The following is a 24,503-nucleotide window of genomic DNA, read 5'->3' on the forward strand; positions in this document are numbered from 1 at the left end:
CGCATGATGCGCGGCGGACCCGCCGATCTGGTTCCGGCGGCCCCCGACATCAGGCCGACCGAAGTGCCGCGCGCGGTCGCCCCCGGCGACACGCTGACCGGCATCTCGCGCACTGCGAACGCGCCGGTCGGCGGCACGATCGCCAACAACGCCCAAATCCAGAACCCCGACCTGATCCGGCCGCCGGAAGTCGTGCTGGTCCCGACCAGCGACCCGGCCACGATCAACACCCGCACCCAGGTCGCGACCGCGGAAGCCGCCGACCGCCGGGCCGCGGTGTTCGACCGGACGCCGACCGCCCGCATGCTTTCCGAGGACAGGGCCGCCGTCACCGAGGCGCGGACCAACGCACGGGACGCCTGGACCACCGTCGAGACCGGCGTGGCGGGCGAAATCCGCCAGGCGGGCGAGACCGCGCGGTTCCCGGTCGACGAGACGACGCGGCCGACCGTCGAGGCCATCCGCGCCCGGGTTCCGGAGAGCCCGACCTTCCAGGAGCGCGTCACCTCCGCCAACCAGACCGTCGACCGGGAGTGGCGAGAGACCCGCGCCACCGGCGCGCAACTGCAGGAGCTGACCGATGCGGCGCGCCAGCGCGACGCCGACCTCGCGAGCCTCAAACGGAGCGCCATCGATCCCGCGCTCACGCCGCAGGAGCAGCGGATCGCGCGCGACGACGCGGTCGCGGCCCGCGCCCTGTCCGACGAGGCCTGGGGCGGCGTCCGCGACGCGGCCCAGCGCGAGCTCACGCTGTCGGGCGGCGCAGAGCCCTTCGCGGACCGGACGGCGGCGCCGACGCTCGACGCCATCCGCGCCACCAACCCGAACGATCCGCGCTTCCAGCAGGCGGTGACCGAAGCGGCCGATGGCTCCGAGGCGGCCTGGCGCGCCGACACCACGACCTCGACCGAGCTTTCGGCGCTCGCCACGCAGGCGAGCGACGCCGATCAGGAGCTGACGGCGCTGCAGACCGAGATCACGAACCCCGATCCCTCGGCCCCGACCCGCAGCCCGATCGCGACGCTAAGCGCGCTCAACGCAGCCGAACAGAACGCCGACGGCGCGCGTCAGAACCTCGAGACGGAGCTGACGAGCGGCCTGTTGGATCTCGGCGAGGGCGAGGCCTATCCGGAAGAGACCACGGTCGAGCGCTACGACCTGCTGACGCAGGAGCTGCCTGAAAATCCGACGGTCGAGCGGGCCGTGGCGGACGCCCGCGAGGGCGCGGTCGAGACCTGGCGCGCCCAGGGCGTGACCCGCGACACGCTCGGCGTCGTCGTCTCCGAATACGAGCAGGCGCGCGACGCGCAGGCGGCGCTCGACGCCGCCCGCGCCAGCGCCGACCCGGCCGACGCCGCGCGCATCCCCGAGCTCGAGGCCGCGGCCGCGCGCGAGCTCGGCGAGGCGGACGCCGAGGCCGAGCGCCAGATCCAGGGCGCGCATGACGCGGTCGAGCCCGAGATGGCGGTGACGGCCGGCGTCACGCGCGCCGCCACCATGCAGACGCTCGGCCTTCAGGACGAGACCTTCCAGGCCGGCGTCGACGAGGGGCTGACCGCGGTCGTGATCGACCCGCGCGTCGAGGCGGTGCGCGACGCCTATGGCGCGGGCGGACCGAACGCGGCGGTGGACGCGGCGGCCGAGCTCGAACGGGCCACCAGCCCGGATCTCGGCGTGCCGCCCGAGATCGCGCGGCGCGTCGTGGACGGCTCGCTCCCGACGATCCAGAGCATGGGCCGCGATCTCGGCGACCGCATCAGCTGGACGCAGGGCGGTCCCGGCGGAGACAATCAGTCGATCCAGTCGTCCCCCGCACGGCGCGAGGTCTTCAGCAACATCGCGCTTGCGACGGACCGCGCTTCGCTCGCGGTCACGGGCGGTCCCCAGACGACGCGCTCGGTGGCGCAGGCGATGGTGGACGGCGCGCGCGGCGGCGCCTTCGCGAATGGCGGGGACTACAGGGAGCTCGCAGCCCTTGCGATGGAGGACGGCGCGGGCGCCGGGCTCCAGGTCGCGATGGCGGGCGTGCTTCACGAGCGCGGCGACGCCGACGGCGCGACGAATGTCGTGGAAGGCGTTGCGGAGGGCTTCGAGCGGCTGCGCGAAACCGCCACCGAGCGGCTCGACGAGTTCCGTCAGGTGGCCGACCCGCTTGTGACGGTCCGTCAGGACTTCAACGACCTGATGACGCCCGAGCAGGCCGACGCGGCGACGGAGCGCTATCTCCAGGAGCATCCGGAGTTCGTCGCCGGGTTCGACGCGGCCTATGAGGCGCTTGCGGAGGCCGGCGCCGACATCCAGCGCGCAGCCTTCACGGCGAACGACCCCGCGCTGGCGCCGCTCGCAGGGATCGAAGGCGTGCGCGACCTCCGCGACGCCCGCAACGGCGCGGTCAACGATCCGGGCGTCGCCTCGGTCGTGAACGAGAGCCCGGAGGCGAGGAGCGAAGCGGTCCATCGCACGCTCGTGGCGGAAGCGCGCGCGATCGCGGACCCGAACGCGATCGTCAATCCCGGCAGTCTCGTCAACGCCACGCGCGGCGTCGCCAAGGAGGCGTTCCAGTCGATCATGGGAGCGGCGCTCTCGGATCCGTCGCGGCTCGTCGGCCAACACGGCGCCGGCGGCCTCGCGACAGTCGCGCAGATGACGAATCTGGCGGACCGGGTGCCTTTCCTGAGCAACGGCCCCGTGACGGCGGACGTCCGTCGCACGTCCTACACGGGCGGCTTCCTCAACGCGGGCGGAACGGTCGCAGGCGGCGTCGCGCTCTGGCAGACGATGAACGCCTTCGCGAGCGACAGCGGCAGTTGGCGCGACGCCCTGAGGGGCGGCTTCCTGGCGGCGGGCGTCGGGCATCAGGCGGCGGAGCTCAGCGGCTTTCTCGCCAACCAGCCCGCGGGCCGCGCGGCGCTCCAGAGGCTCGGCTTCAGCATGCCGGGCGTCGACAGCTACGTCGCCTCGCTGCTTCCGCGCACCAATCCGCGGGTTCCGGCCGACACGATCACGGACGCGCTTCCGAAAGGCGTCGCGCGACCGGTCGGAACGCAATTCTACGACCAGCCCGGATGGGTGCGCGCATCGTCGTTCCTTCGCGCTGCGAGCGTCCTCGTCGACGGCGCTCTCCTGGGCGACGCGATCGCGCGGGGAGACAACGCCGAAGCGTTCATCTTCGGCGTGAGCGCGACGGGCGGCGCGGTCGTGCTCGCCGCCGGCGTCGGCTATGGCGGCGCGGCCGCCGGGCCGATCGGCGCGGGGCTCATGCTGGGCGCCGGCATCGCCCTGACGGTAAAGCGCGATTTCGACGCGCAGCGCCGCTACGAAGGCGCGGCGGCCGATTATCTCGAGACCGCAGGGCTTTCGCGCGAACAGGCGGAGGCGCTCGCCGACTATGATCGCTCCGGCCACGTCTCCGCCGGGCCGGCGATCGCGCAGGCGATGGAGGCGGGCGGGCTCGATCCGTCCACCTTCCTTGACACGGCCCGTGACCAAAACCTCGATCCCGAGGGGCTGAGCGATCTCGTTTCGGCCACCCACGAGATGGAGCCTCTGGAGGGTTCGGAAGGCGCGGAGGTCTATTCCGACCGTCTTGCGCCAGACGACCGCGAGCGCGACAGGGTCGGCCCCCGCGGCGTGGTGATCCGAGCGCCCGAGGTCCAGGATCTCGCCGACCTCCGCGAGCATGCCGAAGAGATCTACGGACGCCCGGTCTTCGGCGTCGGATGAATGATGATCGGCGGCCGTTTCCGAAGGCGGCCGCCGACGCCCGCAGGAGAGGAGACCGGGGAGCGAAGCCGCAACCTGCGGCGTCAACCGCATGAAAATCCAAAATCCCCGGTTCCCGACGCGGCTATATCGTCATACGATCACAAAGACGTCACGCGATCGCCCAGGAGGATTTCATGACGCTTTCGGTCCCAGGTTCCGTCCCGCCCGGATCCACGACGCCGGAAGAAGCGCCTCCGACAACCGATCCGGCATGGGACGCCGCGCTCGTCAACGCCCAGGCGGCGCCGCCCCCGACGGAGGACGCCCCGCCGGCTGAAGCCGAGGCCGAGGGGCAGGAGCCCGAGACCGATCCGACCTCGATGAGCGAGAGCGAGATCCGGGACGAATACGACATCCCCGACTTCGCCGGCGACGGCGTCCTCGACATCAAGGTCGAGGGTGACACCACGGTCGCGACCAAGGCGACCGAGGACTTCGTCCAGGGCCTCCGCGACGACCTCGAAAGCGGCAAGATCGAGAAGGGCTCGGACGAGGCCAAGCTCCTCGACCTGATCGACGCGCAAGGGGCGATCGACAACGGCTACGACCTCTACGGCTACGCCGAGGAGATCCAGACCGGGGCCGGCACCTATCGCGAGAGCCAGGATTCCCCGACCCATCTGAACGGCCTCGACGTCAAGGAGATGGTCGACGAGAAGAAGGTCGCCGAAGGCATCTCCGAGCTGATGGGCAAGGAGGGCATCGCAAAGCGCTACGACGACGCGCTGAAGGCGACGATCGACGGCGTTCCGTCAGAAGCCCTCGACGGCATCAAGTCCAAGACCATGGAGGGCCTGTTCAAGGACGGCGAGCCCAACACGGCGTTCGAAGACTACGTCATCGACATGAAGGAGAAGGCGACCGCGGCGGGCGACGAGGAGCTCGCCGACAAGATCGACAAGGAGGTCGGCAACTACTTCGACGCGCTGAACTACTTCGAGCCTGAGAAATTCGCTGATCGGAAACAGCAGTTCGATCAGAACATGATGACGCATCAGCTCGACGAGTATGTGTCCGACCCCGAGTCGATCGACCCCGAAAACCTCGACGCCGGGCTTCGCGCCACCGTCGACGTCTGGCAGTCGGCGATCAACGGCGGGCTGCAGATCGCCGACAAGGGCAGCAAGGCCTACAAGGAGGCCGAGGCGCTCAACGCCTACTTCAAAGACTTCGCCGACATGTCGAAGAACCTCAGCGCGGAGGACAGCGCCAAGGTCAACATGGCGTTGCGCAGCGTTTGGATGGACCTCAAGCCCGTCGGCGGCGGGCCCCTGTCGGAGAGCGACCAGGCCCGTCTCAGGGAGATCTCCGACAAGGTCATCGGCGAGAAGCTCGACAGCCTCTCCACCGACGACCGCAACGCCTTCCGCAAGTTCGTGGACGGGGGCGCCAAGACCGGCACGTTCGGCGCGCTGACCGGGACGATGGGCTTCGTCAGCGCGGGCGTCCAGCTCTCGAACGGCGGCTGGAGCGAGATGACGAGCGACGAGCAGATCGCGGCGGTGCGCGATCTCGTCGGCGGCCTCAGCCAGGCGAACGACTTCTCGAAGTTCGGCTCGAACCTCGTGAACCTCGGCACAAAGTCCGACGCGACCGCCTGGCTCGGCCTGCTCGACGACAACTTCCCGGACATCTGGAAGGGCGAGTCGAAGGTCGACTCCGAGATCGCCAAGGGCGTGACCAAGGAGATCAACACGGCGTCCGACAAGCTGGCGAACAGCGACCTCGGCCTCGACCTCGGCAATCTCAGCGAGGACGACAAGAAGGAGTTCGACAAGGCGCTCGAAAAGCTCGGCGACAAGATGGGCGATGCGCCCGACGCCTCCACGGCCAAGAAGCTCGGCCGCACCTTCGTGCGCTTCATGGGCGGCGCCGGCCTCGACGTCACCGGCGGCGTGATGGACATCGTGACCGGGGTGCGCACGCTGCAGAAGGCGGACACCGAGCTCGAAAAGGCGGGCGCCGGCCTTTCGATCGGCGGCGGCTCAGCCACCACCGCCATGGCGACGATGAACACGATCAAGATGTTCGCGCCGAACGGCTCGAACCTCGCGGCGCGCCTTGGCGGCAATATCGGCGCCCGCGTGGTTCAGGGGCTCGCGATCGGATCCCGCGTGCTTGGGCCGGTGCTCGGCGTCGCGGGCGCGGTGTTCGGCATCGCGGGCGCGCTCATCGCCGAAGCCGTCGCGCATCAGAAGATGCAGAAGCTCACCGACAGCCAGGGCGAGTTCTTCGGACGCCTCGCCGACCAGGGCGTCGCCGCCGGCGACTGGGGCGACAAGCTCGAATACGCCCGCTACGCCAGCTTCATGTATGGCGGCCGCGACGCGCCGGACGACCGGTCGATGTTCGACTTCCAGGCCGAGGAGTGGAAGCACTTCCAGGAGACCGAAGGCGAGCGCGGCAGCTCACTCAACCGGCTCGCCCCCTACCTCCACGTCGACAGCAATCTCAACGAGAAGAACCTGTTCGAGAAGTATCTCGCAGGCCAGACCTCGCGGCCTGGCCCGCGCGGCTACAGCTTCGAGACCGACGACGCCCGGCCGTGGGACGACACCGACATGGAGGCCGGCACCGAAGGACTCGAGGGCGACAAGGGCTACATCTCGACGTCGGACTACTACCGGATCAACGTCGGGCGGGTCTACGACGCCAAGTTCTACGACGACCACCGCAAGGACCTCGACGTGATCGTCGACCGCTGGGACGACTGGAACGGCTCGGACTCGATCGTCAGCGAGAAGGACCTCAACAAGATCGTCGAGGAGACCGACAACGACGACGAGCGCAACGCGGCGCAGTTCCTGTTGAACAACGCCGACTTCCGCCGCGCCGTCGACGGCATCCGCGAGAGCGGGAACCAGGACACCAAGATCAGCTCCAAGGACCTCAACGCGTGGCTCGAAATGGTCACGACGAACGTCTCGGTCTGAGCGAGGCGCCCGCCGTTCCGCGACGGCGGGACTGACGGCGGGCCGGCGACAGCCGCTTAGCGCTTCGCCATCCGCATCTTCCAGCGGCGCTCGATCTTGGCGTTGAGCGCGGCGATGCGGGTCTCGTGGCGCTCCCAGAAGCGGGCGTTGTCGGAGGCCGTATGACGCCCCGGCCGCCAGCCGAGATAGGGGCCGGCCTTGCGCGTCGTGGTCTTCGGCTGGTCGCCGTCGATCTCGCGGATCGCCACCACCTCCGGCGCGACGCCGTCGGCGAGCGGGGATCCGAGCCGGGCGAGATAGGCCTTGGCGCGCAGGCAATAGGTGGCGGACAGCGGCGACATCGTCTCCGCGCCATGGCCCGCGCGGTATTTCATCAGCGCGCGGCAGAGATCGCCATTGGCGAGCTTCCAGGCCTTCGCGAGATAGCGCACCGCGAAGCGCGCATTGGTCTCGGGATCGAACAGCGCCAGCGCCCCGCCGTCATGGCCGAGCATCTCGGCGGTCGCGGGGCGGATCTGCATCAACCCGATCTCGCCCACCGCTCCCACGGCGTCCGGCCGGAACCCGGTCTCGACATGCGCCACCGCCTCGGCGACCTCGGGCGGAAGCCCGCGGGCCGAAGCCTCGCGGCGCACGATGTCGACATAGCTCTGGCGCTCCGAGACCCCGTGGGGCACCTCGAGCGGGCGCGGCGCGTCCTGCGCGTGGGCGGTCGGAAGCCAGGCGAGAAGCGCGAGCGCGAGACCGATCGTTCGTGTCATGTCGCCCTCGCGGCATCGTCGCGAGCGAGACTAGCGGCGAAAGCTGAACGATGCGCTGACGCCGGGCGAACCGCCGGCCGTCATCCCGGCCTTGAGCCGGGATCCGGGAACTCGGTCGGTCCGAGATTTGTCCGACGGGCTCGGCGCGTCTGAATCCCGGCTCTTCGGCCGGGATGACTGTCGAGCGCGCCCCTGCCGCTAGAAGCTCACCTTCGGCGCGCCCTGGTTTTCCGGCGCGGTCTCGAACGTCGCCATCGGCTTGGCCTCCGGATAGAGGAAGCCTGCGATCCACTTGCCCGGAATGGTCCTGAGCTCGGTGTTGTAGGCCTGGACCGCCTGGATGTAGTCGCGCCGCGCCACCGCGATGCGGTTCTCGGTGCCCTCGAGCTGGGACTGGAGCGCGAGGAAGTTCTGGTTCGACTTCAGGTCCGGATAGTTCTCCGAGACCGCGAGCAGCCGGCCGAGCGCGCCCGAAAGCTGGGCCTGGGCCTGCTGGAACTGCTTGACGGCTTCGGGGTCGGAGAGCTTCGAGGCGTCGATGGTCACCTGCGTGGCCTTGGCGCGCGCCTCCACCACCTCGGTCAGCACCTTCTCCTCCTGGCGCGCGAACCCCTTCACGGTCTCGACGAGGTTCGGGATCAGGTCGGCGCGGCGCTGATACTGGTTCTGCACCTCGGACCAGCGCGCCTTGGCCTGCTCCTCCAGCGTCGGAACGTTGTTGACGCCGCAGCCGGCGAGCGAGACCGCAAGCGCGAGAAGCGCCGCAAGGGCGAAGAGCCGGCGGAACGGCGCTGAAAGGGCGATGGCCATGGAGTCCTCCCGGGCGGCTGGCGGCGAAGAGGGTCGATTTGCGCAGGCGAATGTCAAGGGCGGGCGCGTCGATCAGGTCCGGCGGAACGCCAGATAGGTTCCCCGCCGGCCCTCGCGGATCGCCTTGCGCTCGTAACGGGTGCCGGGCCAGCCGGCGAACGGCTCGCGCCAGTCGGCGGGGCGCTCCGCGGTCCAGACGAAGTCGGGCGAGCGCGCGACATGCGCCAGCGTCCAGGACACATAGGTGTCGATGTCGGAGGCGAAGCGGAACAGGGAGCCGGGCTTCACGACCCGGGCGAGGCGGGCGAGGTTGCGGTCGTTGACGAAGCGGCGCTTCCAGTGGCGCGTCTTCGGCCACGGATCGGGATAGAGCAGGTCGACGCCCGTGAGCGAGGCCTCCGGCAGCCGGTCGAGCAGCAGCGTCGCGTCGTCGCCGAAGAGGCGCACGTTCTTGAGGCCAAGCCGCTCGACGCCCGCCACGCCCTTTGCGAGGCCGTCGAAGAACGGCTCGACCCCGATGAAGCCGACGTTCGGGGCCTCGCCGGCGCGATGAAGCAGATGCTCGGCGCCGCCGAAGCCGATCTCGAGCCGGACCTCGCCGACGGGAGAGTCGAACAGGTCCGTGAGGTCGGTCGGGAGCGTTTCAGGGTCGACGGACAGACGCGGCAGCGCGTCGGCCATCGTCTCGGCGCGGCCCTTGCGAAGCTGCTTGCCGTGGCGGCGGCCGAAGAACGAACCGTCGTAGCGGGGGGCTTCGGTCATCGGGGGCGTCTTGTGGAGATGCTGGCGGATCACGGGGTTCCGCCGCCGTCATTCCGGCCGAAAAGCCGGGATCCAGATCCGCGACGGGTCCGCGAACATTTGCGATGTCGACGTTTCCGGATCCCGGGTCAAGCCCGGGATGACCGCCGGCGCGCAGCTCGCCCGGCGGTCAACCGTTCTCGTGTCAGGCCAGCGCCGACTTCAGTTCGTCGACGAGGTCGGTCTTCTCCCAGGAGAAGCCGCCGTCGGCGTCGGGCTCGCGGCCGAAATGGCCGTAGGCCGCGGTGCGGGCGTAGATCGGCTTGTTGAGCGCGAGATGGGTGCGGATGCCGCGCGGAGAGAGGCTCATGACCTCGCCCAGCACCTTCTCGAGCTTGGCCTCGTCGACGCGGCCGGTGCCGTGCAGGTCGACATAGATCGACAGCGGCTCGGAGACGCCGATCGCGTAGGAGAGCTGGATCGTGGCGCGGTCGGCGAGATCGGCCGCGATCACGTTCTTGGCGAGGTAGCGGGCCGCGTAGGCCGCCGAGCGGTCCACTTTGGTCGGGTCCTTGCCCGAGAAGGCGCCGCCGCCGTGCGGGGCCGCGCCGCCGTAGGTGTCGACGATGATCTTGCGGCCGGTGAGGCCGGCGTCGCCGTCAGGGCCGCCGATCACGAACACGCCGGTCGGGTTCACGTGCCAGACGGTCTCGTCGGAGATCCAGCCCTCGGGAAGGGTCTCGCGGATGTACGGCTCGACGATCTCGCGAATGTCCTTCGACGACTGGTTCTCGTCGGTGTGCTGGGTCGAGAGCACGATCGAGGTGACGCCGACCGGCTTGCCGTTGGCGTAGCGCACCGTGACCTGGCTCTTGGCGTCCGGGCCGAGCGTCGGCTGCTCGCCCGAGTGGCGCACTTCGGCGAGGCGCTTCAGGATGCCGTGCGAGTAATGCAGCGGCGCCGGCATGAGGCTCGGCGTCTCCTTGCAGGCGTAGCCGAACATGATGCCCTGGTCGCCCGCGCCCTCGTCCTTGTTGCCGGAGGCGTCGACGCCCTGCGCGATGTGCGCGGACTGGGCGTGCAGATGGCAGGCGATGTCGGCGTTCTTCCAGTGGAAGCCGTCCTGCTCGTAGCCGATGTCCTTGATGGCGGCGCGCGCCGCCTCGATCAGCTGCTCCTTGGTGATGGAGTCAGGACCGCGCACCTCGCCCGCGATCACGACGCGGTTGGTGGTGCAGAGCGTCTCGCAGCCCACGCGGGCTTCCGGATAGGCGCCGAGATAGATGTCGACCACCTCGTCGGAGATGCGGTCGCTCACCTTGTCGGGATGGCCCTCGGAGACGGATTCAGACGTGAAAAGATAGTCGGCGCGGGCCAAAGGACGTTCTCCCCTCGATCGGCCGAACGACGGAAACGTTCGGTCTTACGAACGATGATTGTCATCCCAGAAGGGCGGAGCAGGGTCAAGCGGTTGCGCGCGTTCGCCGCAACCGCGAAGCCGGCGGATCAGTTGGCCGGCTGGTCCGCGAGGGCGGCGACGAGGTCGACGATCTTGCGCCGCACCTTGGGATCGGAGATCCGCACGAAGGATTTGTTGAGCTGGAGGCCTTCGGTCGTGGTCAGGAAGTCGACCACGTAATCCGACCCCTGGGATTCGCCGAAGCCGCCGGCCTTGATCTCGGAGCCGGGAGCGTCCTCGAAGAAATAGGACACTGGCACGCCCATGACGGTCGAGATCTGCTGCATCCGGCTCGCGCCGATGCGGTTGGTGCCTTTTTCGTATTTCTGGATCTGCTGGAAGGTGATCCCGAGCGCTTCGCCCAGTTTTTCTTGGCTCATGCCAATCAAGACACGCCTCATTCGTACCCGAGAACCGACGTGCTTGTCGATCGGGTTGGGCGTTTTCTTAATCATCAAGTTCTCCTCGCAACCTGATCGTGCGGCGTCGCCCCCGCCGAAGATCTCCTCGTCCAGACGCCCGCGCGAACAGGCCGCGGGCGCAACCCGCGCCGCCCTGCGGCATGTGGCGTACATGGTCATTTCGTCTAAGCCTTGTCAAACGCGAGATCGTCTTGCGAAGACAAGACACAGAAAAACGACCGGGAAAGCCAAATGAAGCAAACCATGGGTCGCGACGAACACCGTCGACTCAATCGGAAGAGGCAGCAACGCGTCGACGACGCGGCGTTCGCCGAGTTTCGCCGCGGCGACGATTCTGCCGTGTGAATCGACGATCGACGAGATCCCGCCATTCGCCGAGCGCACCATCGGCAGGCCCTGCTCGATCGTGCGGACCCGCGCCTGGGCGGCGTGCTGATAGGGGCCGGGCGTGCGCCCGAACCAGGCGTCGTTGGTGACGTTCAGCAAGAAGTCGGGCCGCTGGTCGCCCTCCACCTCCTCGGGAAAGATCGCCTCGTAGCAGATCAGCGGCCGGAAGCGCTTGCCGTCCGGCAAAGCGATCACCGCGCGCCGGTCGCCGGTGGCGAAGCCGCCGCGCTGGCGGGTGAGCGCCTCGAGCCCGATCGCCTCGAGCGCGGACTGGAACGGCAAGTATTCGCCGAACGGGACGAGGTGGATCTTGTCATAGGTGCCGCGGATCGAGCCGTCGTCGCCCACGACGTGGATCGAGTTCCAGAAGTCCGCCTCGCCGGACTCGTCGGGCCGGCGTTCGCCCCGCACCGAGCCGGTGACGAGCGCGGCCCCGGGCGCGAGGCTCGAGCCGATCCGGGCGAGCGCGTCGGGCGTGCGGGAGAGCATGAAGGGGAAGGCGGATTCCGGCCACACCACAAGGCGCGCGTCTGAGAAGCCGCGGTGGCGCGGGTCCTTCGCCTCGTCGGTCAGCGCCATATAGGCGTCCATGATGGTGTCGCGGGCGCTGTCCTGGGACTTCATGTCCTGCGGGATTTCGGGCTGAAGCACCCGGACGGTCATCTTCTCGTCGAAGGCCGCAGGCGACCACGCGAGCCGCGCCGCGCCGAAGCCCGCCAGCGCGACGAGCGTCGCGAGCGCTGTGACGAGATATGATTTCGCCGGCTTAGGATCGGCGAGCAGCGCCGGCGCGGCGAAGATCGCGAGCGCCAGATAGGTCAGCCCCTCGACCCCGATGACCGAGGCGAACTGGCCGAACCACGCCTGGTCGGCGAGCGCATAGCCGAAGGAGTTCCAGGGAAAGCCTGTGAAGACATGCCCGCGGGCGAGTTCGCCGAGCCCGAGCGCGGCCGCGAAGGCGAGCGCGCGCCGACAACCCGGCGTCCAGATCAGGCGCGCGAAGGCGAAGGCGGCCGCATGGAAGATCGCAAGAAGCGCCGGCAGGCCGGCGACCGCGAACGGCAGCAGCCAGCCGAACACGTCGGCGTCGACGAGAAACGCCGAACCGATCCACCAGAGGCCTGCGAGGAAATAGCCGAAGCCGAACGCGAAGCCGATCGCGGCCGCCGCGCGCGCGCTGCTCCAGCGGCTTGGTCCCGACGCGCCGTCGATCAGCCAGACGGCGACCGGAAAGGTGACGAACAGCACCGGCCAGGCCGAAAAGGGCGGCATGGCGAGCGCCGACAGCGCGCCGGCCGCGAGCGCGATCGCGGCCGACATGCGGCCTCGCGCGAGCGTCACTCGGGCGGCGAAGGCGGAGACCGACTCGAGAATGCGGCTCATGCCGGGCCCCGGAACGCGCGAGAACGTCAGGCCGCGTCGGCGGCGTCTCCCGGCCTATCCGATTCGCCGGCCTCGCGCTCGGGCCCTGCGGCGATCCCGACTTCGATCACGCGCCTCGGATCGGCCGCGCGGACCGTGAGCCGGTGGCCGCCCGGGCCCTCGATCTCGTCGCCCTCGGCCGGCACGCGGCCGGCGAGCGTCACCACGAGGCCGCCGATCGTGTCGACTTCGTCCTCGAAGGCCGCGACGTCGAAGCTCGGGCCGACGGCCTCGGCCACCTCGTCGAGCGGGGCGCGCGCGTCGGCGATGAAGCCGCCGTCGCCGTCGGCGCGGATCGAGGCCACCGCCTCGTCGTCATGCTCGTCCTCGATGTCGCCGACGATCGTCTCGACCAGATCCTCGATCGTCACGAGACCGTCGACGCCGCCATATTCGTCGACCACGAGCGCGAGATGCTGGTGCATCGACTGCATGCGGGTGAGCAGGTCGGTCGCGGCCATCGAGGGCGGGGCGAAGATCACCGGCCGCACCACGTCGCAATCGGCGATGCGGGCGCCGAGATCGACGGCGGCGGCGTTGAATTCATGAGCCGCGCCCTGCGCCCCTTGGGCGAACAGCGCGAGCGCGTCCTTCACATGGACCATGCCCTTTGGCTCGTCGAGCGAACCGTTGTGCACCGGCAGCCGGGAATGGCCGCCTTCCGCGAAGGTGAGCAGAAGCTGGCCGAGCGTGACCTCCTCGGACACCGCGACGATGTCGGCGCGATGCACCATCACGTCGTCGACGCGGGTGCCGCGCAACGCCAGAACGTTGCGCAGCAGCGCGCGCTCCTGGGCCGAGACCGAAAGGTCGTCGGCGTCGCCCTCGAGCGCCTCGGCGATGTCGTCGCGGGCGGTCGGATGCGTCCCGAGCCCGACGAAGTCCCGGAGCCGTTCGAACCAGTTATCCCTGATTTCAGGTTCGGCGATGAGAGCGGCGCCGGGGCGCAATGGTCGGTCTGTCGAAGACATCTGGTCCGTGCGGATCGGGTCTGGTCAGGTCAGCGCGTCGAGCGCGTAAGGGTCGGGAACGCCGAGGCGCGCGAGCGCGCGGGTCTCGAGCGCCTCCATCTCCTCGGCCTCGTCGTCGTCGAGATGGTCGTGGCCGAAGAGATGCAGCACGCCGTGGACGACGAGATGGGAGACGTGGTCGGAGAGGCTCTTGCCCTCCTCCCGCGCCTCGCGCTCGACGGTCTCGAAGGCGAGGATGACGTCGCCGAGCATCGGCGCGTCTGCCGTCTCGTCGGGCTCGACGGCGGGGAAGGTCAGCACGTTGGTGGGGGTCGGCTTGTCGCGCCATTCGCCGTTCAATTCGGCGACGCGCGCGTCGTCGGACAGCGTCACGGCGAGTTCGGCGTCGGGAAGCGCTTTCAGCTTCGCTTCCGCGAAGGCCGCGACGACCGCGGCCGCGACGACGGCCTCGGCTTGCGGAAGAGCGTCCCAAAGGTCTGTGTCGCGCACGGTCTCGAGCGCGACGGGAGTAGATCGGTCCGGGCTCATGGCTCGTCGTTCAAGGTCTTCTTGGCCGCGCTCAAACTTTCGGGCTCTGGTGCGCGCCCTCATAGGCTCGCACGATACGCGCGACCAACTCGTGACGTACCACGTCCTGCGCTGAAAATCGCGTGACGCCGACGCCTTCGACGTTTTCGAGCAGGCCGATGGCCTCGGCGAGGCCCGACACCTGGCCCGGCGGAAGGTCGATCTGGGTCGGGTCGCCGGTGATGATCATGCGGCTGTTTTCGCCAAGGCGCGTCAGAAACATCTTCATCTGCATGGACGACGTGTTCTGCGCCTCGTCCAGCAGCACCACGGCGTTTGCGAGCGTGCGGCCGCGCATGAAGGCCAGCGGCGCGATCTCGATCATGCCCGAGGTCATGCCGCGCTCGACCTTTTCGGGCGGCATCACGTCATAAAGCGCGTCGTAGAGCGGGCGGAGATAGGGATCGACCTTCTCCTTCATGTCGCCGGGCAGGAAGCCGAGCCGCTCGCCGGCCTCGACGGCCGGACGCGAAAGGATGATGCGGTCGGCCTCGCCGCGCTCGATCAGCGCCGCGGCCCAGGCGACGGCGATGTAGGTCTTGCCGGTGCCGGCGGGGCCCGTCGCGAAGCAGAGCTCGTGCTTGCCGAGCGCGCGGATATAGGCGTCCTGGGCTGCGGTTCGCGCAACGATGGTCTTCTTGCGGGTCGAGACCTGCGCGAAGCCGGGCCGGGCGAGATCGCCCTCGGCGGGCGGAAACAGCGACCCTTGCGAGAGCGTCATGCGGATCGCGCCGTCGACGTCGCCGAGCGCCACCTGCTCGCCGCGGCGGACGCGGTCATAAAGGCTCTCGAGCACCTTCTTGGCCTGTTGGCAGGCGTCCGCCGGGCCGCGGATCGCCACGTGATTGCCCCTGACCGTCGCCTCGACGCCGAGCCGGCGCTCGAGGAAGGCGAGGTTCTGGTCGTGGCTGCCGAACAGGCTCGAGGCGTGCCGGTTGTCCTCGAAGGCGATGGTGACTTCGGCGGGCGACGCCTCGGTCTCCCGGGCGAAGCCCGGCTTGCGCGGCCGGGCCGCGGCGCTTGCGCTCTTCAAGGGGTCGAAGCCCCGCACATTTGTCTCCGCCGTCAAGCGGTGGCCTCCGCGAGCTGTGGAATTGCTCCGCGCGCGCCGCCCGCGGGCGCGGCGAACAGGCTGTTGGCGCCGGCGCCCGTCACGTCGACTTCGACGAGGTCTCCGGGGGCGGCGTCGCAACTCTCGATCTGGACCGGGATGAGGTAGGGCGAGCGCCCGCCCATCTGGCCGGGATGGCGTCCGGCCCGCTCGACCAGCACCTCGAGCCGGCGTCCGACCAGCGAGCGCTGGAACGCGGCCTGCCGCTCGGAGATGCGCGCCTGAAGCCTGGCGAGCCGCTCGCTCATGACCTCGTCGGGCACCTGCCCGGCGCGGCCGGCCGCGGGGGTGCCGGGCCGCGGGCTGTATTTGAACGTGAAGGAGGCCGCGTAGTCGGCCGCCTCGACGATCGCCATCGTGTCCTCGAAGTCTGCGTCGGTCTCGCCGGGGAAGCCCACGATGAAGTCGCCCGAAAGCGCGAGATCGGGCCGAGCCTCGCGGATGCGGCCGATCAGCTCGACATACTCCGCGCCGGTGTGCCGCCGGTTCATGGCCTTGAGGATGCGGTTAGAGCCCGACTGCACCGGCAGGTGCAGATACGGCATCAGCTTGGGCAGGTCGCGATGGGCCGCGATCAGGTCGTCGCCGAAATCGCGCGGGTGGCTCGTGGTGTAGCGCAGCCGCGCGATCCCATCGATCTCCGACAGTCTTTCGAGCAGGCGCGCCAGCGTCCATGGCCGCCCGTCCGGACCTTCGCCGTGATAGGCGTCGACGTTCTGGCCGAGCAGGGTGATCTCGCGCACGCCCGAACCGGCGAGACGCTCCGCCTCGCCGAGCACCTGGGCGACCGAACGCGAGACTTCAGCGCCGCGGGTGTAGGGCACGACGCAGAAGGTGCAGAACTTGTCGCAGCCTTCCTGCACCGTGAGGAACGCGGAGACCGCAGGCGCGCGCGCCGGCCGCATGGCGGGCCTGGCGAGCGCCTCGAACTTCTTCTCGACCGCGAATTCCGTGTCGACCGGCCGCTCGCCGGCGCGGGCCTTGGCGATCAGCTCGGGCAGGTTCTGGTAGCTCTGCGGCCCGACCACGAGGTCGACGATGGGCGAGCGCTTGAGGATCTCGGCGCCTTCGGCCTGCGCGACGCAGCCCGCGACCGCCACGATCGGCCGGCGTCCGGCCTCCTGGGCTGCTTTGCGGATGCGGCCGAGCTCCGAATAGACCTTCTCGGCCGCCTTCTCGCGGATGTGGCAGGTGTTGAGCACGATGACGTCGGCGTCGTCGGCGCTCTGCGTCGTCGAGAAGCCTTCCGCGCCGAGCGCGTCCGCCATGCGGTCCGCGTCGTAGACGTTCATCTGACAGCCGTAGGATTTGACGAAGAGCTTTTGGGTACGGGCTGTCATTCGGCTCTGCGGGTCGGTCCTTCAGGCTGGCGCGGGCGTCATCGCGCCGTTCGACCCCAAAGCCTTAACCTGAAACGCATGACGAGAGAATAGCGCCGGCGCCGCTCGTCACAGGCGTGGGTGAAGTGAGACAGCGCAAGTTTATGGAAAGCGCGGCGCTCGCCCCCTCCCCCGTCCTCCGGACGGTCCCCCTCCCGCGTCTTCGACAGGGGAGGATCCGCGCACGATGCGCCGCGCCCTCTTGATCCTCCTCTGCGCAGCGGAGGAGGGGGACCATCGCGATAGCGATGGGGGAGGAGGCGAACGCCGCCCTCACTTCCCGATGCAGAACGACGAGAACACCCGCCCCAGGACCTCCTCCACCCCGATGCGGCCGGTGATGCGGCCGAGTTCGGCGGCGGCGGTTCGCAGGCGTTCGGCGAGAAGCTCCTCGGGCAGCGCGCTCCACCGTCCCAGCGCCGCGTCGAGCTCGGCCGCGACGGCGCGCAGCGCGTCGCGATGACGGGCGCGGGTGAGGCCAGGGGCCTCGGCCGTCCCGAGCGCCGTCGAGGCCGCTCGCCCCAGCGCTTCAGCGAGTTCGTCGAGCCCCTCGCCGGTCTTTGCGGACACGCGGCGGCGATCGTCGGCCGGTCCGGACGCGAGATCCGCCTTGCCGGCGATCCGCCACAGTTCGCGAGCCTCGATCGCCGGCGGCTCCTGCGGCGCGGCGGCGTCCTCGAGCCAGAGCACGAGATCGGCCGCTTGGCCTTGCGCCTCCGCGCGGCGAACCCCCTCGCGCTCGGCGAGATCCTGCGCGTCCCGAAGTCCGGCGGTGTCCGCCACGACCACCGGGTAGCCGCCGAGATCGAGCCGCGCCTCCAGAACGTCGCGGGTGGTACCGGGCGCTTCCGTGACGATCGCGATCTCGCGCCGCGCGAGCGCGTTCAGAAGCGACGACTTTCCGGCGTTCGGCCGTCCCATCAGCGCGACCCGGAACCCCTCGCGCAGGCGCTCGGCCCGGGTGTCGGCGAGCGCGGCGGCGATCTCCTGCGCGAGCGCCTCGACGTCTTGGCGGGCCGCGGCGCGCGTCTCTTCCGGGACGCCGTCCTCGTCGGAGAAATCGATCCCGGCCTCGACCAGCGCCATCGCGCCGACGAGCCGTTCGCGCCAGCCCTCGACGAGCGCCGACAAGGCCCCCTCGCTCTGCAGGATCGCCTGCCGGCGCTGGGCCTCGGTCTCGGCCTCGAGCAGATCGGCGAGCCCTTCGGCTTCGGCGAGGTCGAGACGCCCGGCCGCGAAGGCTCGGCGGGTGAACTCGCCGGGTTCGGCGGCCCGCAGTCCCGGCAGCGCGAGCAGCGCGTCGAGCGCCGCCGCCACCACCGCTCGGCCGCCATGGAGATGGAGTTCGGCGAGATCCTCGCCGGTGGCCGACGCCGGACCCGGGAACCAGAGCGCGAGTGCGCGGTCGATCAGCCTTTCGTCACGCGGGTCGCGCAACGCCCGAAGCGCGGCGCGGCGCGGTTCGGGCCGCCGTCCCGCGAGCGCGTCGAGCGCCTCGCCGGCGGCCGGACCCGACACGCGGATGACCGCGATCGCCGCGCGCCCCGGCGCGGTCGAGACGGCCGCGATGGTGTCGCGGGAGGGAGAGAGCCGATCGTTCATGCCGAATAGGCTGTGACGGTTTGGAGAGCCTCGCGCCAGCCCCCTCCGCCGCTTCGCAGGGGAGGATCCCCGCACGGATGGCAGCGCCTTCCTTGATCCTCCTCTGCGAAGCGGAAGAGGAGGACCATGGGCGAAGCCCATGGTGGAGGAGGCTGGAGCCGCGTTTTCCGGCGGCCGACAGCTTTACGCCCGGGCACCCCACCCGACCCCGCAGTCGCGGGGCCGCCCTCCCCTCTGCGAGGGAGGGAAAAACGAGCGGGGGAGACGCGCGTTCTTATCGAGGCGCCGTCACATCCCACCCTTACAAAGCCCAAAAAGTCGGGACAGCATTCGGACGACGTCACGTTCTGAAACCGATCCCGGCTCGGCCTCCGGCCGCCCGGGATGACGCTTCGTCGCTCACCGCATCGACTGGCGAACCCGCGGCGCTTCGGGCACGAGGCGCGGGGCCGGCAGCGGGTCCATCCCGCGCGGGCGCTCCTCGACGACCGGCGCCGGTTCGTCGAGCGGGGCGGACTCCCGGCCGAAATCCTCGACCAGCGCGCGGCCCCGCTCGGGCGCCGCCGGCACCTCGGCCATCGGCTCGGCGTCGGGCGCGACCATGCCCTCCGGCTCCTGGAAGTCCACCTTGACGCCCGGAGACACCATGCCGGCGAGTTCGCGCGCGTCCCAGTTGGTCAGGCGCACGCAGCCATGGCTGTTGGTCTTGTCGATCTTGGACGGCTCGGGCGTGCCGTGCAGGCCGTAGGTCGGCTTGTCGAGCCCGATCCAGGTCGCGCCCACCGGGCCGTTGGGTCCCGGCGGCAGGCGAAGGGCCTTGGTGTTGGTCCCCTGCACGAAATTGACCTTCGGCCGGTACCAGTAGTCCGGATTGAGCGCGATCGCCTTCACCGCGTGGTGGCCGGTGGGGGACGGCGTGTCGGACGAGCCGATGGTCGCCGGATAGGCCACGATCAGCCGGTCCTGCGCGTCGTAGCCGCGGAGCTGCTTGCGCGCCTTGTCGGCCACGATGTGCGCGACCTTGGCCTTCAGCGGCTTGCCGACATTGGCCACCACGACGTCGACGCCGGCCTCGGCGAAGGTGACGTCGGGATTGAGGCGACGAAGAAAGGCCTCGTCCATGTGGAAGCGCTCGGCCAGCATCTCGGCGGCGTCGCGGTAGGACAGGCCCGGGAGCGCGGCCTGCTCGGCGTAGTCGTGCGGCATCGTCGGCACGAAGGGCCCGGCGACGTCCTCGGGCGTGATGGTGTAGGAGGCCAGAACCGGCTCGGCCGAGGTCGCTTCCAGCGCGGCCCACATCTCGGCGTCGATGACGCCGGTGACCGCGTGGCCCTTCATCTCCTGAAACGCCTTCACGGCCTTGACGACGTTGTCGCCCGCAAGGCCGTCGATCACGCCCGGCGAGGCGTTATTGCGGTCGAGCAGGACCTGCAGCTTGATCATGCGCGGGTCGGACTGCTGGCCCTTCGGATAGGGGTCCTTGGTGAACACGGCGTCGTTGGCGAGCGTGATCAGCAGGTCGACCGGATAGCCGGCCGGCTGCGGGCTTGCGGCGCGGCGCGGCGCGGGGGCGTGCTGGGCGGGCGCGGCCGGCGCCGCGACCGGGGACTGAGCGGGAACGACGGGCGCCTGGTCGATCGCGCCGGTGTAGTCGACGTCGCGGACGCGGGCGCGGCGGGACTCTCCCGCCTCATGGGTCTCGCGCGACAGCAGGCCGCCGATCAGGTCGAGCGGCTCGGCGGTCGCGGGGCTCGCGCCCCCGATCGCGAACAGGGCCACGGCGATCCTCGAAAGTCGGCTCGTCATGGGCGTCGGTCCTCCGTCAGCGCGAGCCTTTTCGCGCCGGCAGGTCCGACAATCGCCCGACAAGGTAAACAAATTCCCGCCCCGCGCGAGGCGCGCGGCGTGCTCCGCGCCGCGATCCAGCAGGTCGACGGCGCGCGCCCACGTCGAAGTGATCGACGCCCTCGCGCGCCGGGAAGACGAGCGCGACGACGAGCGCGGGCATGATCGCGACGTTCGCCGCGGCGCCGATCTGGATCGGACCGCCGCCCGCCCCATATTGACCGAACGGTTCGGTCAATCGCATTATGCGCCGAAGATCCGTGCTTTGGGTTCGATCGCGCGCCTGCCCGGCGAGACGCCGCCCTCGCTGGCTTCGTTGCCGGCCTGCGCCGGATCGGCGAGATCGGGACGGCCAGTTCGAAGGAGTGACGCGCGGGCTCGCCCGCGCATCGAGACGAGATGCAGACCACGTTGGAAAAATCGTCCTCCGTCGAAGACGCGCTCGACAGCGCGAAGCGCCGGCAGGTGCTCGACGGCGCGCGCCAGGTGTTTCTGGCCCACGGCTTCGACGCCGCCTCGATGGGCGAGATCGCCAAGGCGGCCGGCGTGTCCAAGGGCACGCTCTACGTCTATTTCGAGAGCAAGGAAGAGCTCTTCGCCGAGCTCGTGAAGCGGCAATGCGCGCTCACCGCCGAGCGGCTGTTCGAGCTCGACGCCGACAATCACGACGTCCGCGAGGTGCTGCGGCGGCTCGGCGAGAGCTTCATCCACGCCATGATCGAGCCGAGCCACGTCTCGACCGTGCGCATGGTCATCGGCTCGGCGGAGCGGCGCCCGGAGATCGGCCAGCTCTTTCTCGACGCCGGTCCGCGCGCCGGGATCAAGCGGCTGTCGGTCTGGCTCGCCGCGAAGGTGGCGCATGGCGAGCTCGACATCGACGACGTCGAGGTCGCGGCCGCGCAGTTCCTCACCATGTGCCACTCCAAGGTGATGATGCCGGTCCTGATCGGCGGCGAGGCTCCGCCCCCGCCCGAGCGCCTCGCCTATCTGGTGGAGCGCGCCGTCGAGGTGTTCATGCGGGCCTACGCGCCTGCGGGACCGCAAGGCTGAGCGGCGAAATCGGCGTTTGACCTTGCCGCCGCGAAGGCCGATGTCGCGCCCCATGAACGTTCGCAGCCGCCCGAAACTCCCGAAATGCTGAAGATCTGCCGCGATCTCGTCCTGACGTTCGGCGTCGCGGCGCTCGGGGCCGTGCTGTTCTTCGCGATCGGCATGCCGGCGCCGGCGCTCGTCGGCTCCGTGGTGGTGACGAGCGCCGCCGCGCTCGCAGGCTTCGTGCGTCCGATCCCGCGCAAGCTGCGCGAGGTCGTGTTCGTGGTGCTCGGCGCCTCGATGGGCTCGGCTGTGACGCCCGACACCATCGAGGGCGTGATGAAGTGGCCTGGCAGCATGGTGGCGCTCGGGCTCGCGGTCGCCGCCATGGTGGCGGTCTCCTACCTCACCTTGCGCCGCGGCTTCGGCTTCGACCGCACCACCGCCTTCTACGCCTCCCCGCCCGGCGCGCTGTCGGCGATCCTCGTCATGGCCTCGACGACGGGCGCCGATATGAGCAAGGTCGCGGTGGTGCAGGTGTTCCGCGTGTTCGTGCTGGTGGCGGCGGTGCCTGCGGTCGTGACGATGACGGGCGCGCAGCCGGCCGTCGTCCACAGCCTGCCGCAGGCCGGCGCGCTGATGACCGCCGCGATCCTCGCGCTCGCCGCCGTCGGGGCCACGGTCGCCTATGTCATCCGGCTGCCCGGCGGGCTGATGATCGGGGCCTTCATGGCGAGCGCCGCCGCGCATGCGACCGGGGTCATCGGCGTGAAGCTGCCCGACGTCGTGACGCTGCCCTCCTTCGTCGCGCTCGGCGCGATCGTGGGGACGCGGTTCTCGGGCCTGAAGCCGCGGGACATTCTGGCGCTGCTGAAGCCGACCGTCGCGTCCTTCCTCGCGGTGACGGCGCTCGCGCTCGTCTTCTCCTTCGGCGTCGGCTGGGCGCTCAATCTTCCGGCCGCGCAGGTCTTCGTCGCCTTCGCGCCCGGCGCGCTCGAGGCCATGATGCTGACCGCCTATCTGCTCGGCCTTGATCCGGCCTATGTCGGGGCCCATCACGTCGCGCGCTTCATCGCGCTGTCCTTCGCGGTGCCGATCGTCGCGCGCCTCATCGGCGCGGCGGCGGCGCGGCCCGACAAGTCTCCGCCCGTCGACGAAGACGTGTGAGGCGGAAGAGGAACTGTCCGCCGATCTGAAGCCTGAACCGGAAGCGTCTCACAGGCGGGTTCGCCTGAAGGCCGCTTCGTGCTATGTCCCGGCCACAAACGGCCTGAAGGCCCAGACTTCGACCTGTCTCCAGACCCCATGACCAACCTCGACATCGCCCATAGCAGCCGGCCGGCCCCGACCGTCGCGCCCGTCGCGGAGCCCGCGGCGAAGCCCTCGCTCGTCGGGATGACGCGCGCGCGGCTCGGCGAGGCGCTCGTCGAGGCGGGCGTGCCCGAGCGGCAGGTCAAGATGCGGTCGGCGCAGCTCAACCACTGGCTCCACAATCGCGGCGCGACCTCGTTCGACGCGATGACCAACGTCTCCAAGGATCTCCGCGCGGCACTCAGCCAGCGCTTCACGCTCGAACGCCCCGAGATCCTCACCGAGCAGATCTCCAAGGACGGCACCCGCAAGTGGCTGCTGCGCCTGCCCGCCCAGGGGCCGCGCCAGCGCCCGGCGGACGTCGAGGTGGTGTACATCCCCGAAGAGGGGCGCGGCACGCTCTGCGTCTCGAGCCAGGTCGGCTGCACGCTCACCTGCACGTTCTGCCACACCGGCACGCAGGTGCTGGTGCGCAACCTGACCGCGGCCGAGATCGTCTCGCAGCTCATCGTGGCGCGCGACCGGCTCGGCGACTGGAACGCGGCCGCCCCGGACGGCGCGGTGGTGCCGACCGACGGCGGGCGCTTCGTCACCAACATCGTCTTCATGGGCATGGGCGAGCCGCTCTACAATCTCGACTCCGTGCGCGACGCCATCGAGGTGATGGCGGACGGCGAGGGCCTTGGCATCGGCCGCCGCAAGATCACGGTCTCGACCTCGGGCGTCGTGCCCGAGATGCGGCGCCTCGGCGAGGAGACCGGCGCGCAGCTCGCGATCTCGCTCCACGCGGCGCGCGACGAGCTTCGCGACGTCATCGTGCCGATCAACCGCAAATACGACATCAAGACGCTGCTCGAGGCCTGCCGGACCTATCCGGGCGCCTCGAACGCGCGCCGCATCACGTTCGAATACGTGATGCTGAAGGGCGTGAACGACAGCCCGGCCGAAGCGCGCGAACTCGTGCGGCTGCTCGCGGGGCTCCCCGCCAAGATCAACCTCATTCCTTTCAACCCCTGGCCGGGCTCGCCTTACGAGTGCTCGGACTGGGAGACGATCGAAAAATTCTCCGAGATCGTGTTCCGGGCGGGCTACGCCAGCCCCGTGCGCACGCCGCGCGGCCGCGACATCTCGGCGGCCTGCGGCCAGCTCAAGTCCGAGTCCAAGCGGCTCCGGGCGAAGGAGCGGGAGGCCATGGAGGCCGCTGAGTGATCGGCGTCCCGCGCATGCGCGACCGGACCGCCGCGTGAACGCCGACCGCGTGCTCGCGCGTCTCGCCGCCCGGCTGATCTTCGCGCCGCTCGGCTTCTGCTGCGGCGTCGTCGCGGGCTTCGTGTTGCTCGCGCTTGTCTCCGCCGAGCATTTCGACGCCATGTCGCTGTTTCCCGAGGACGTCATGATCCTCGGCTACGACCTCTCGGTGAACGCGCTTACGGTGATGCTGCTGTTCGCCCCGCTGATGGGCGCGCCCGCGATCGTCGCGGTGCTGATCGCCGAGATGTTCTCGATCCGCTCCTGGATCTATCACGCGGCGGCCGGCGCGGGCGCGGCGCTGATGCCGTGGTCGCTCGCGCCCACGAGCTTCGAGGGTCCGGCCTTCACGGCGCCCGAGATCCTCGCCGCAGGCTTCGTGGGCGGACTGACCCACTGGCTGATCGCCGGGCGCAGGTCGGGGCTCGGAGATCTGGAGACCGCTGCGGCGGACTCTGGAGACAAGCGCGGCTGAGCCGCAGCCCCTCATCCCGGGCTTGACCCGGGATCCAGAACCGACGCCGCAGCAGGATCTGGATCAAACGCCTCGGTTCTGGATCCCGGCTCTGCGGCCGGGATGACGACGAGGATCGCGCGCGAAACCGCAGCCCTTTGAGAACCGACGCGCCGGAACCACAGCCCTTCATCCCGGGCTTGACCCGGGATCCGGAACCGCCCCCGCGGCAGGATCTGGATCGAACGCCTCGGTTCTGGATCCCGGCTCTTCGGCCGGGATG

At 69.9% G+C, this 24,503-nt stretch carries 19 protein-coding genes; 6 read left to right on the forward strand and 13 right to left on the reverse strand.

The genetic code is table 11. From position 1 onward, the window contains the following. Positions 1-3: 3 nt before the first annotated feature. A complete protein-coding gene (locus tag ACFOWB_RS03000; protein ID WP_378145594.1) occupies positions 4-3,723 on the forward strand; it encodes a hypothetical protein in 3,720 nt (1,239 codons plus the stop codon). Positions 3,724-3,899: 176 nt separating this feature from the next. Then, complete coding sequence (locus ACFOWB_RS03005; RefSeq protein WP_378145596.1) at positions 3,900-6,698, forward strand: hypothetical protein; 2,799 nt, start codon at positions 3,900-3,902, stop codon at positions 6,696-6,698. A 56-nt stretch (positions 6,699-6,754) separates the two neighbouring features. Here ACFOWB_RS03005 and ACFOWB_RS03010 read toward each other — a convergent pair whose 3' ends face one another. The 13 genes from ACFOWB_RS03010 to ACFOWB_RS03070 form a co-directional block, all read right to left on the reverse strand. After that, entirely contained in the window at positions 6,755-7,459 is a 705-nt protein-coding gene (locus ACFOWB_RS03010; RefSeq protein ID WP_261401375.1) for a lytic transglycosylase domain-containing protein, read from the reverse strand. Positions 7,460-7,657: 198 nt separating this feature from the next. Further along, positions 7,658-8,269 carry a LemA family protein gene (locus tag ACFOWB_RS03015; RefSeq protein ID WP_378145598.1) on the reverse strand — a complete coding sequence of 204 codons (612 nt, stop codon included), beginning with the start codon at positions 8,267-8,269 and terminating at the stop codon, positions 7,658-7,660. A gap of 72 nt (positions 8,270-8,341) precedes the next feature. Further along, the gene (gene trmB / locus ACFOWB_RS03020) at positions 8,342-9,031 is read right to left on the reverse strand and encodes a tRNA (guanine(46)-N(7))-methyltransferase TrmB (protein WP_261401373.1); all 690 of its coding nucleotides are present in this window, start codon (positions 9,029-9,031) and stop codon (positions 8,342-8,344) included. Between the two features lie 184 nt (positions 9,032-9,215). Beyond that, positions 9,216-10,388 (reverse strand): methionine adenosyltransferase, encoded by a 1,173-nt coding sequence (metK, locus tag ACFOWB_RS03025; protein WP_261401372.1) that lies wholly within the window; start codon positions 10,386-10,388, stop codon positions 9,216-9,218. 128 nt (positions 10,389-10,516) lie between these two features. Beyond that, the gene (locus tag ACFOWB_RS03030) at positions 10,517-10,924 is read right to left on the reverse strand and encodes a helix-turn-helix domain-containing protein (RefSeq protein ID WP_261401371.1); all 408 of its coding nucleotides are present in this window, start codon (positions 10,922-10,924) and stop codon (positions 10,517-10,519) included. A gap of 141 nt (positions 10,925-11,065) precedes the next feature. After that, a complete protein-coding gene (lnt, locus tag ACFOWB_RS03035; protein WP_378145602.1) occupies positions 11,066-12,661 on the reverse strand; it encodes an apolipoprotein N-acyltransferase in 1,596 nt (531 codons plus the stop codon). A gap of 26 nt (positions 12,662-12,687) precedes the next feature. Continuing rightward, entirely contained in the window at positions 12,688-13,671 is a 984-nt protein-coding gene (locus tag ACFOWB_RS03040) for a hemolysin family protein (protein ID WP_378145605.1), read from the reverse strand. A 24-nt stretch (positions 13,672-13,695) separates the two neighbouring features. After that, entirely contained in the window at positions 13,696-14,199 is a 504-nt protein-coding gene (gene ybeY / locus ACFOWB_RS03045) for an rRNA maturation RNase YbeY (RefSeq protein WP_378145607.1), read from the reverse strand. Positions 14,200-14,230: 31 nt separating this feature from the next. Beyond that, positions 14,231-15,307, reverse strand: a complete 1,077-nt coding sequence (locus ACFOWB_RS03050; protein ID WP_378145609.1) for a PhoH family protein — start codon at positions 15,305-15,307, stop codon at positions 14,231-14,233. Then, positions 15,304-16,689 carry a tRNA (N6-isopentenyl adenosine(37)-C2)-methylthiotransferase MiaB gene (gene miaB / locus ACFOWB_RS03055; RefSeq protein WP_378145611.1) on the reverse strand — a complete coding sequence of 462 codons (1,386 nt, stop codon included), beginning with the start codon at positions 16,687-16,689 and terminating at the stop codon, positions 15,304-15,306. The genes ACFOWB_RS03050 and miaB overlap by 4 nt, the downstream gene beginning before the upstream one ends. 312 nt (positions 16,690-17,001) lie before the next feature. Continuing rightward, a complete protein-coding gene (gene mnmE / locus ACFOWB_RS03060) occupies positions 17,002-18,330 on the reverse strand; it encodes a tRNA uridine-5-carboxymethylaminomethyl(34) synthesis GTPase MnmE (protein WP_378145613.1) in 1,329 nt (442 codons plus the stop codon). 399 nt (positions 18,331-18,729) lie between these two features. Continuing rightward, complete coding sequence (locus ACFOWB_RS03065; protein WP_378145615.1) at positions 18,730-20,136, reverse strand: L,D-transpeptidase family protein; 1,407 nt, start codon at positions 20,134-20,136, stop codon at positions 18,730-18,732. Positions 20,137-20,152: 16 nt separating this feature from the next. Continuing rightward, complete coding sequence (locus ACFOWB_RS03070) at positions 20,153-20,413, reverse strand: hypothetical protein (protein WP_378145617.1); 261 nt, start codon at positions 20,411-20,413, stop codon at positions 20,153-20,155. Between the two features lie 161 nt (positions 20,414-20,574). On the opposite strand from ACFOWB_RS03070, the gene ACFOWB_RS03075 reads away from it, so the two are divergent. From ACFOWB_RS03075 to ACFOWB_RS03090, 4 genes are all read left to right on the forward strand, one after another. Then, a complete protein-coding gene (locus ACFOWB_RS03075) occupies positions 20,575-21,225 on the forward strand; it encodes a TetR/AcrR family transcriptional regulator (RefSeq protein WP_261401367.1) in 651 nt (216 codons plus the stop codon). 84 nt (positions 21,226-21,309) lie between these two features. Continuing rightward, the gene (locus tag ACFOWB_RS03080) at positions 21,310-22,374 is read left to right on the forward strand and encodes an AbrB family transcriptional regulator (protein ID WP_378145620.1); all 1,065 of its coding nucleotides are present in this window, start codon (positions 21,310-21,312) and stop codon (positions 22,372-22,374) included. A 138-nt stretch (positions 22,375-22,512) separates the two neighbouring features. Further along, positions 22,513-23,727 (forward strand): 23S rRNA (adenine(2503)-C(2))-methyltransferase RlmN, encoded by a 1,215-nt coding sequence (gene rlmN, locus ACFOWB_RS03085; RefSeq protein ID WP_378145622.1) that lies wholly within the window; start codon positions 22,513-22,515, stop codon positions 23,725-23,727. Positions 23,728-23,761: 34 nt separating this feature from the next. Beyond that, positions 23,762-24,241 carry a hypothetical protein gene (locus tag ACFOWB_RS03090; protein WP_261401363.1) on the forward strand — a complete coding sequence of 160 codons (480 nt, stop codon included), beginning with the start codon at positions 23,762-23,764 and terminating at the stop codon, positions 24,239-24,241. Positions 24,242-24,503 lie beyond the last annotated feature (262 nt).

Source organism: Chenggangzhangella methanolivorans, assembly GCF_042648545.1.
GTDB classification, from domain to species: domain Bacteria; phylum Pseudomonadota; class Alphaproteobacteria; order Rhizobiales; family Methylopilaceae; genus Methylopila; species Methylopila methanolivorans.

Coding starts and splice junctions, on each gene's coding strand:
- ACFOWB_RS03065 (WP_378145615.1), bottom strand. CDS start 20,136: ATGACGAGCCGACTTTCGAGGATCGCCGTGGCCCTGTTCGCGATCGGG.
- rlmN (WP_378145622.1), top strand. CDS start 22,513: ATGACCAACCTCGACATCGCCCATAGCAGCCGGCCGGCCCCGACCGTC.
- ACFOWB_RS03075 (WP_261401367.1), top strand. CDS start 20,575: ATGCAGACCACGTTGGAAAAATCGTCCTCCGTCGAAGACGCGCTCGAC.
- ACFOWB_RS03010 (WP_261401375.1), bottom strand. CDS start 7,459: ATGACACGAACGATCGGTCTCGCGCTCGCGCTTCTCGCCTGGCTTCCG.
- ACFOWB_RS03005 (WP_378145596.1), top strand. CDS start 3,900: ATGACGCTTTCGGTCCCAGGTTCCGTCCCGCCCGGATCCACGACGCCG.
- trmB (WP_261401373.1), bottom strand. CDS start 9,031: ATGACCGAAGCCCCCCGCTACGACGGTTCGTTCTTCGGCCGCCGCCAC.
- ACFOWB_RS03040 (WP_378145605.1), bottom strand. CDS start 13,671: ATGTCTTCGACAGACCGACCATTGCGCCCCGGCGCCGCTCTCATCGCC.
- ACFOWB_RS03000 (WP_378145594.1), top strand. CDS start 4: ATGATGCGCGGCGGACCCGCCGATCTGGTTCCGGCGGCCCCCGACATC.
- ACFOWB_RS03015 (WP_378145598.1), bottom strand. CDS start 8,269: ATGGCCATCGCCCTTTCAGCGCCGTTCCGCCGGCTCTTCGCCCTTGCG.
- lnt (WP_378145602.1), bottom strand. CDS start 12,661: ATGAGCCGCATTCTCGAGTCGGTCTCCGCCTTCGCCGCCCGAGTGACG.
- ybeY (WP_378145607.1), bottom strand. CDS start 14,199: ATGAGCCCGGACCGATCTACTCCCGTCGCGCTCGAGACCGTGCGCGAC.
- ACFOWB_RS03030 (WP_261401371.1), bottom strand. CDS start 10,924: ATGATTAAGAAAACGCCCAACCCGATCGACAAGCACGTCGGTTCTCGG.
- miaB (WP_378145611.1), bottom strand. CDS start 16,689: ATGACAGCCCGTACCCAAAAGCTCTTCGTCAAATCCTACGGCTGTCAG.
- ACFOWB_RS03080 (WP_378145620.1), top strand. CDS start 21,310: ATGCTGAAGATCTGCCGCGATCTCGTCCTGACGTTCGGCGTCGCGGCG.
- mnmE (WP_378145613.1), bottom strand. CDS start 18,330: ATGAACGATCGGCTCTCTCCCTCCCGCGACACCATCGCGGCCGTCTCG.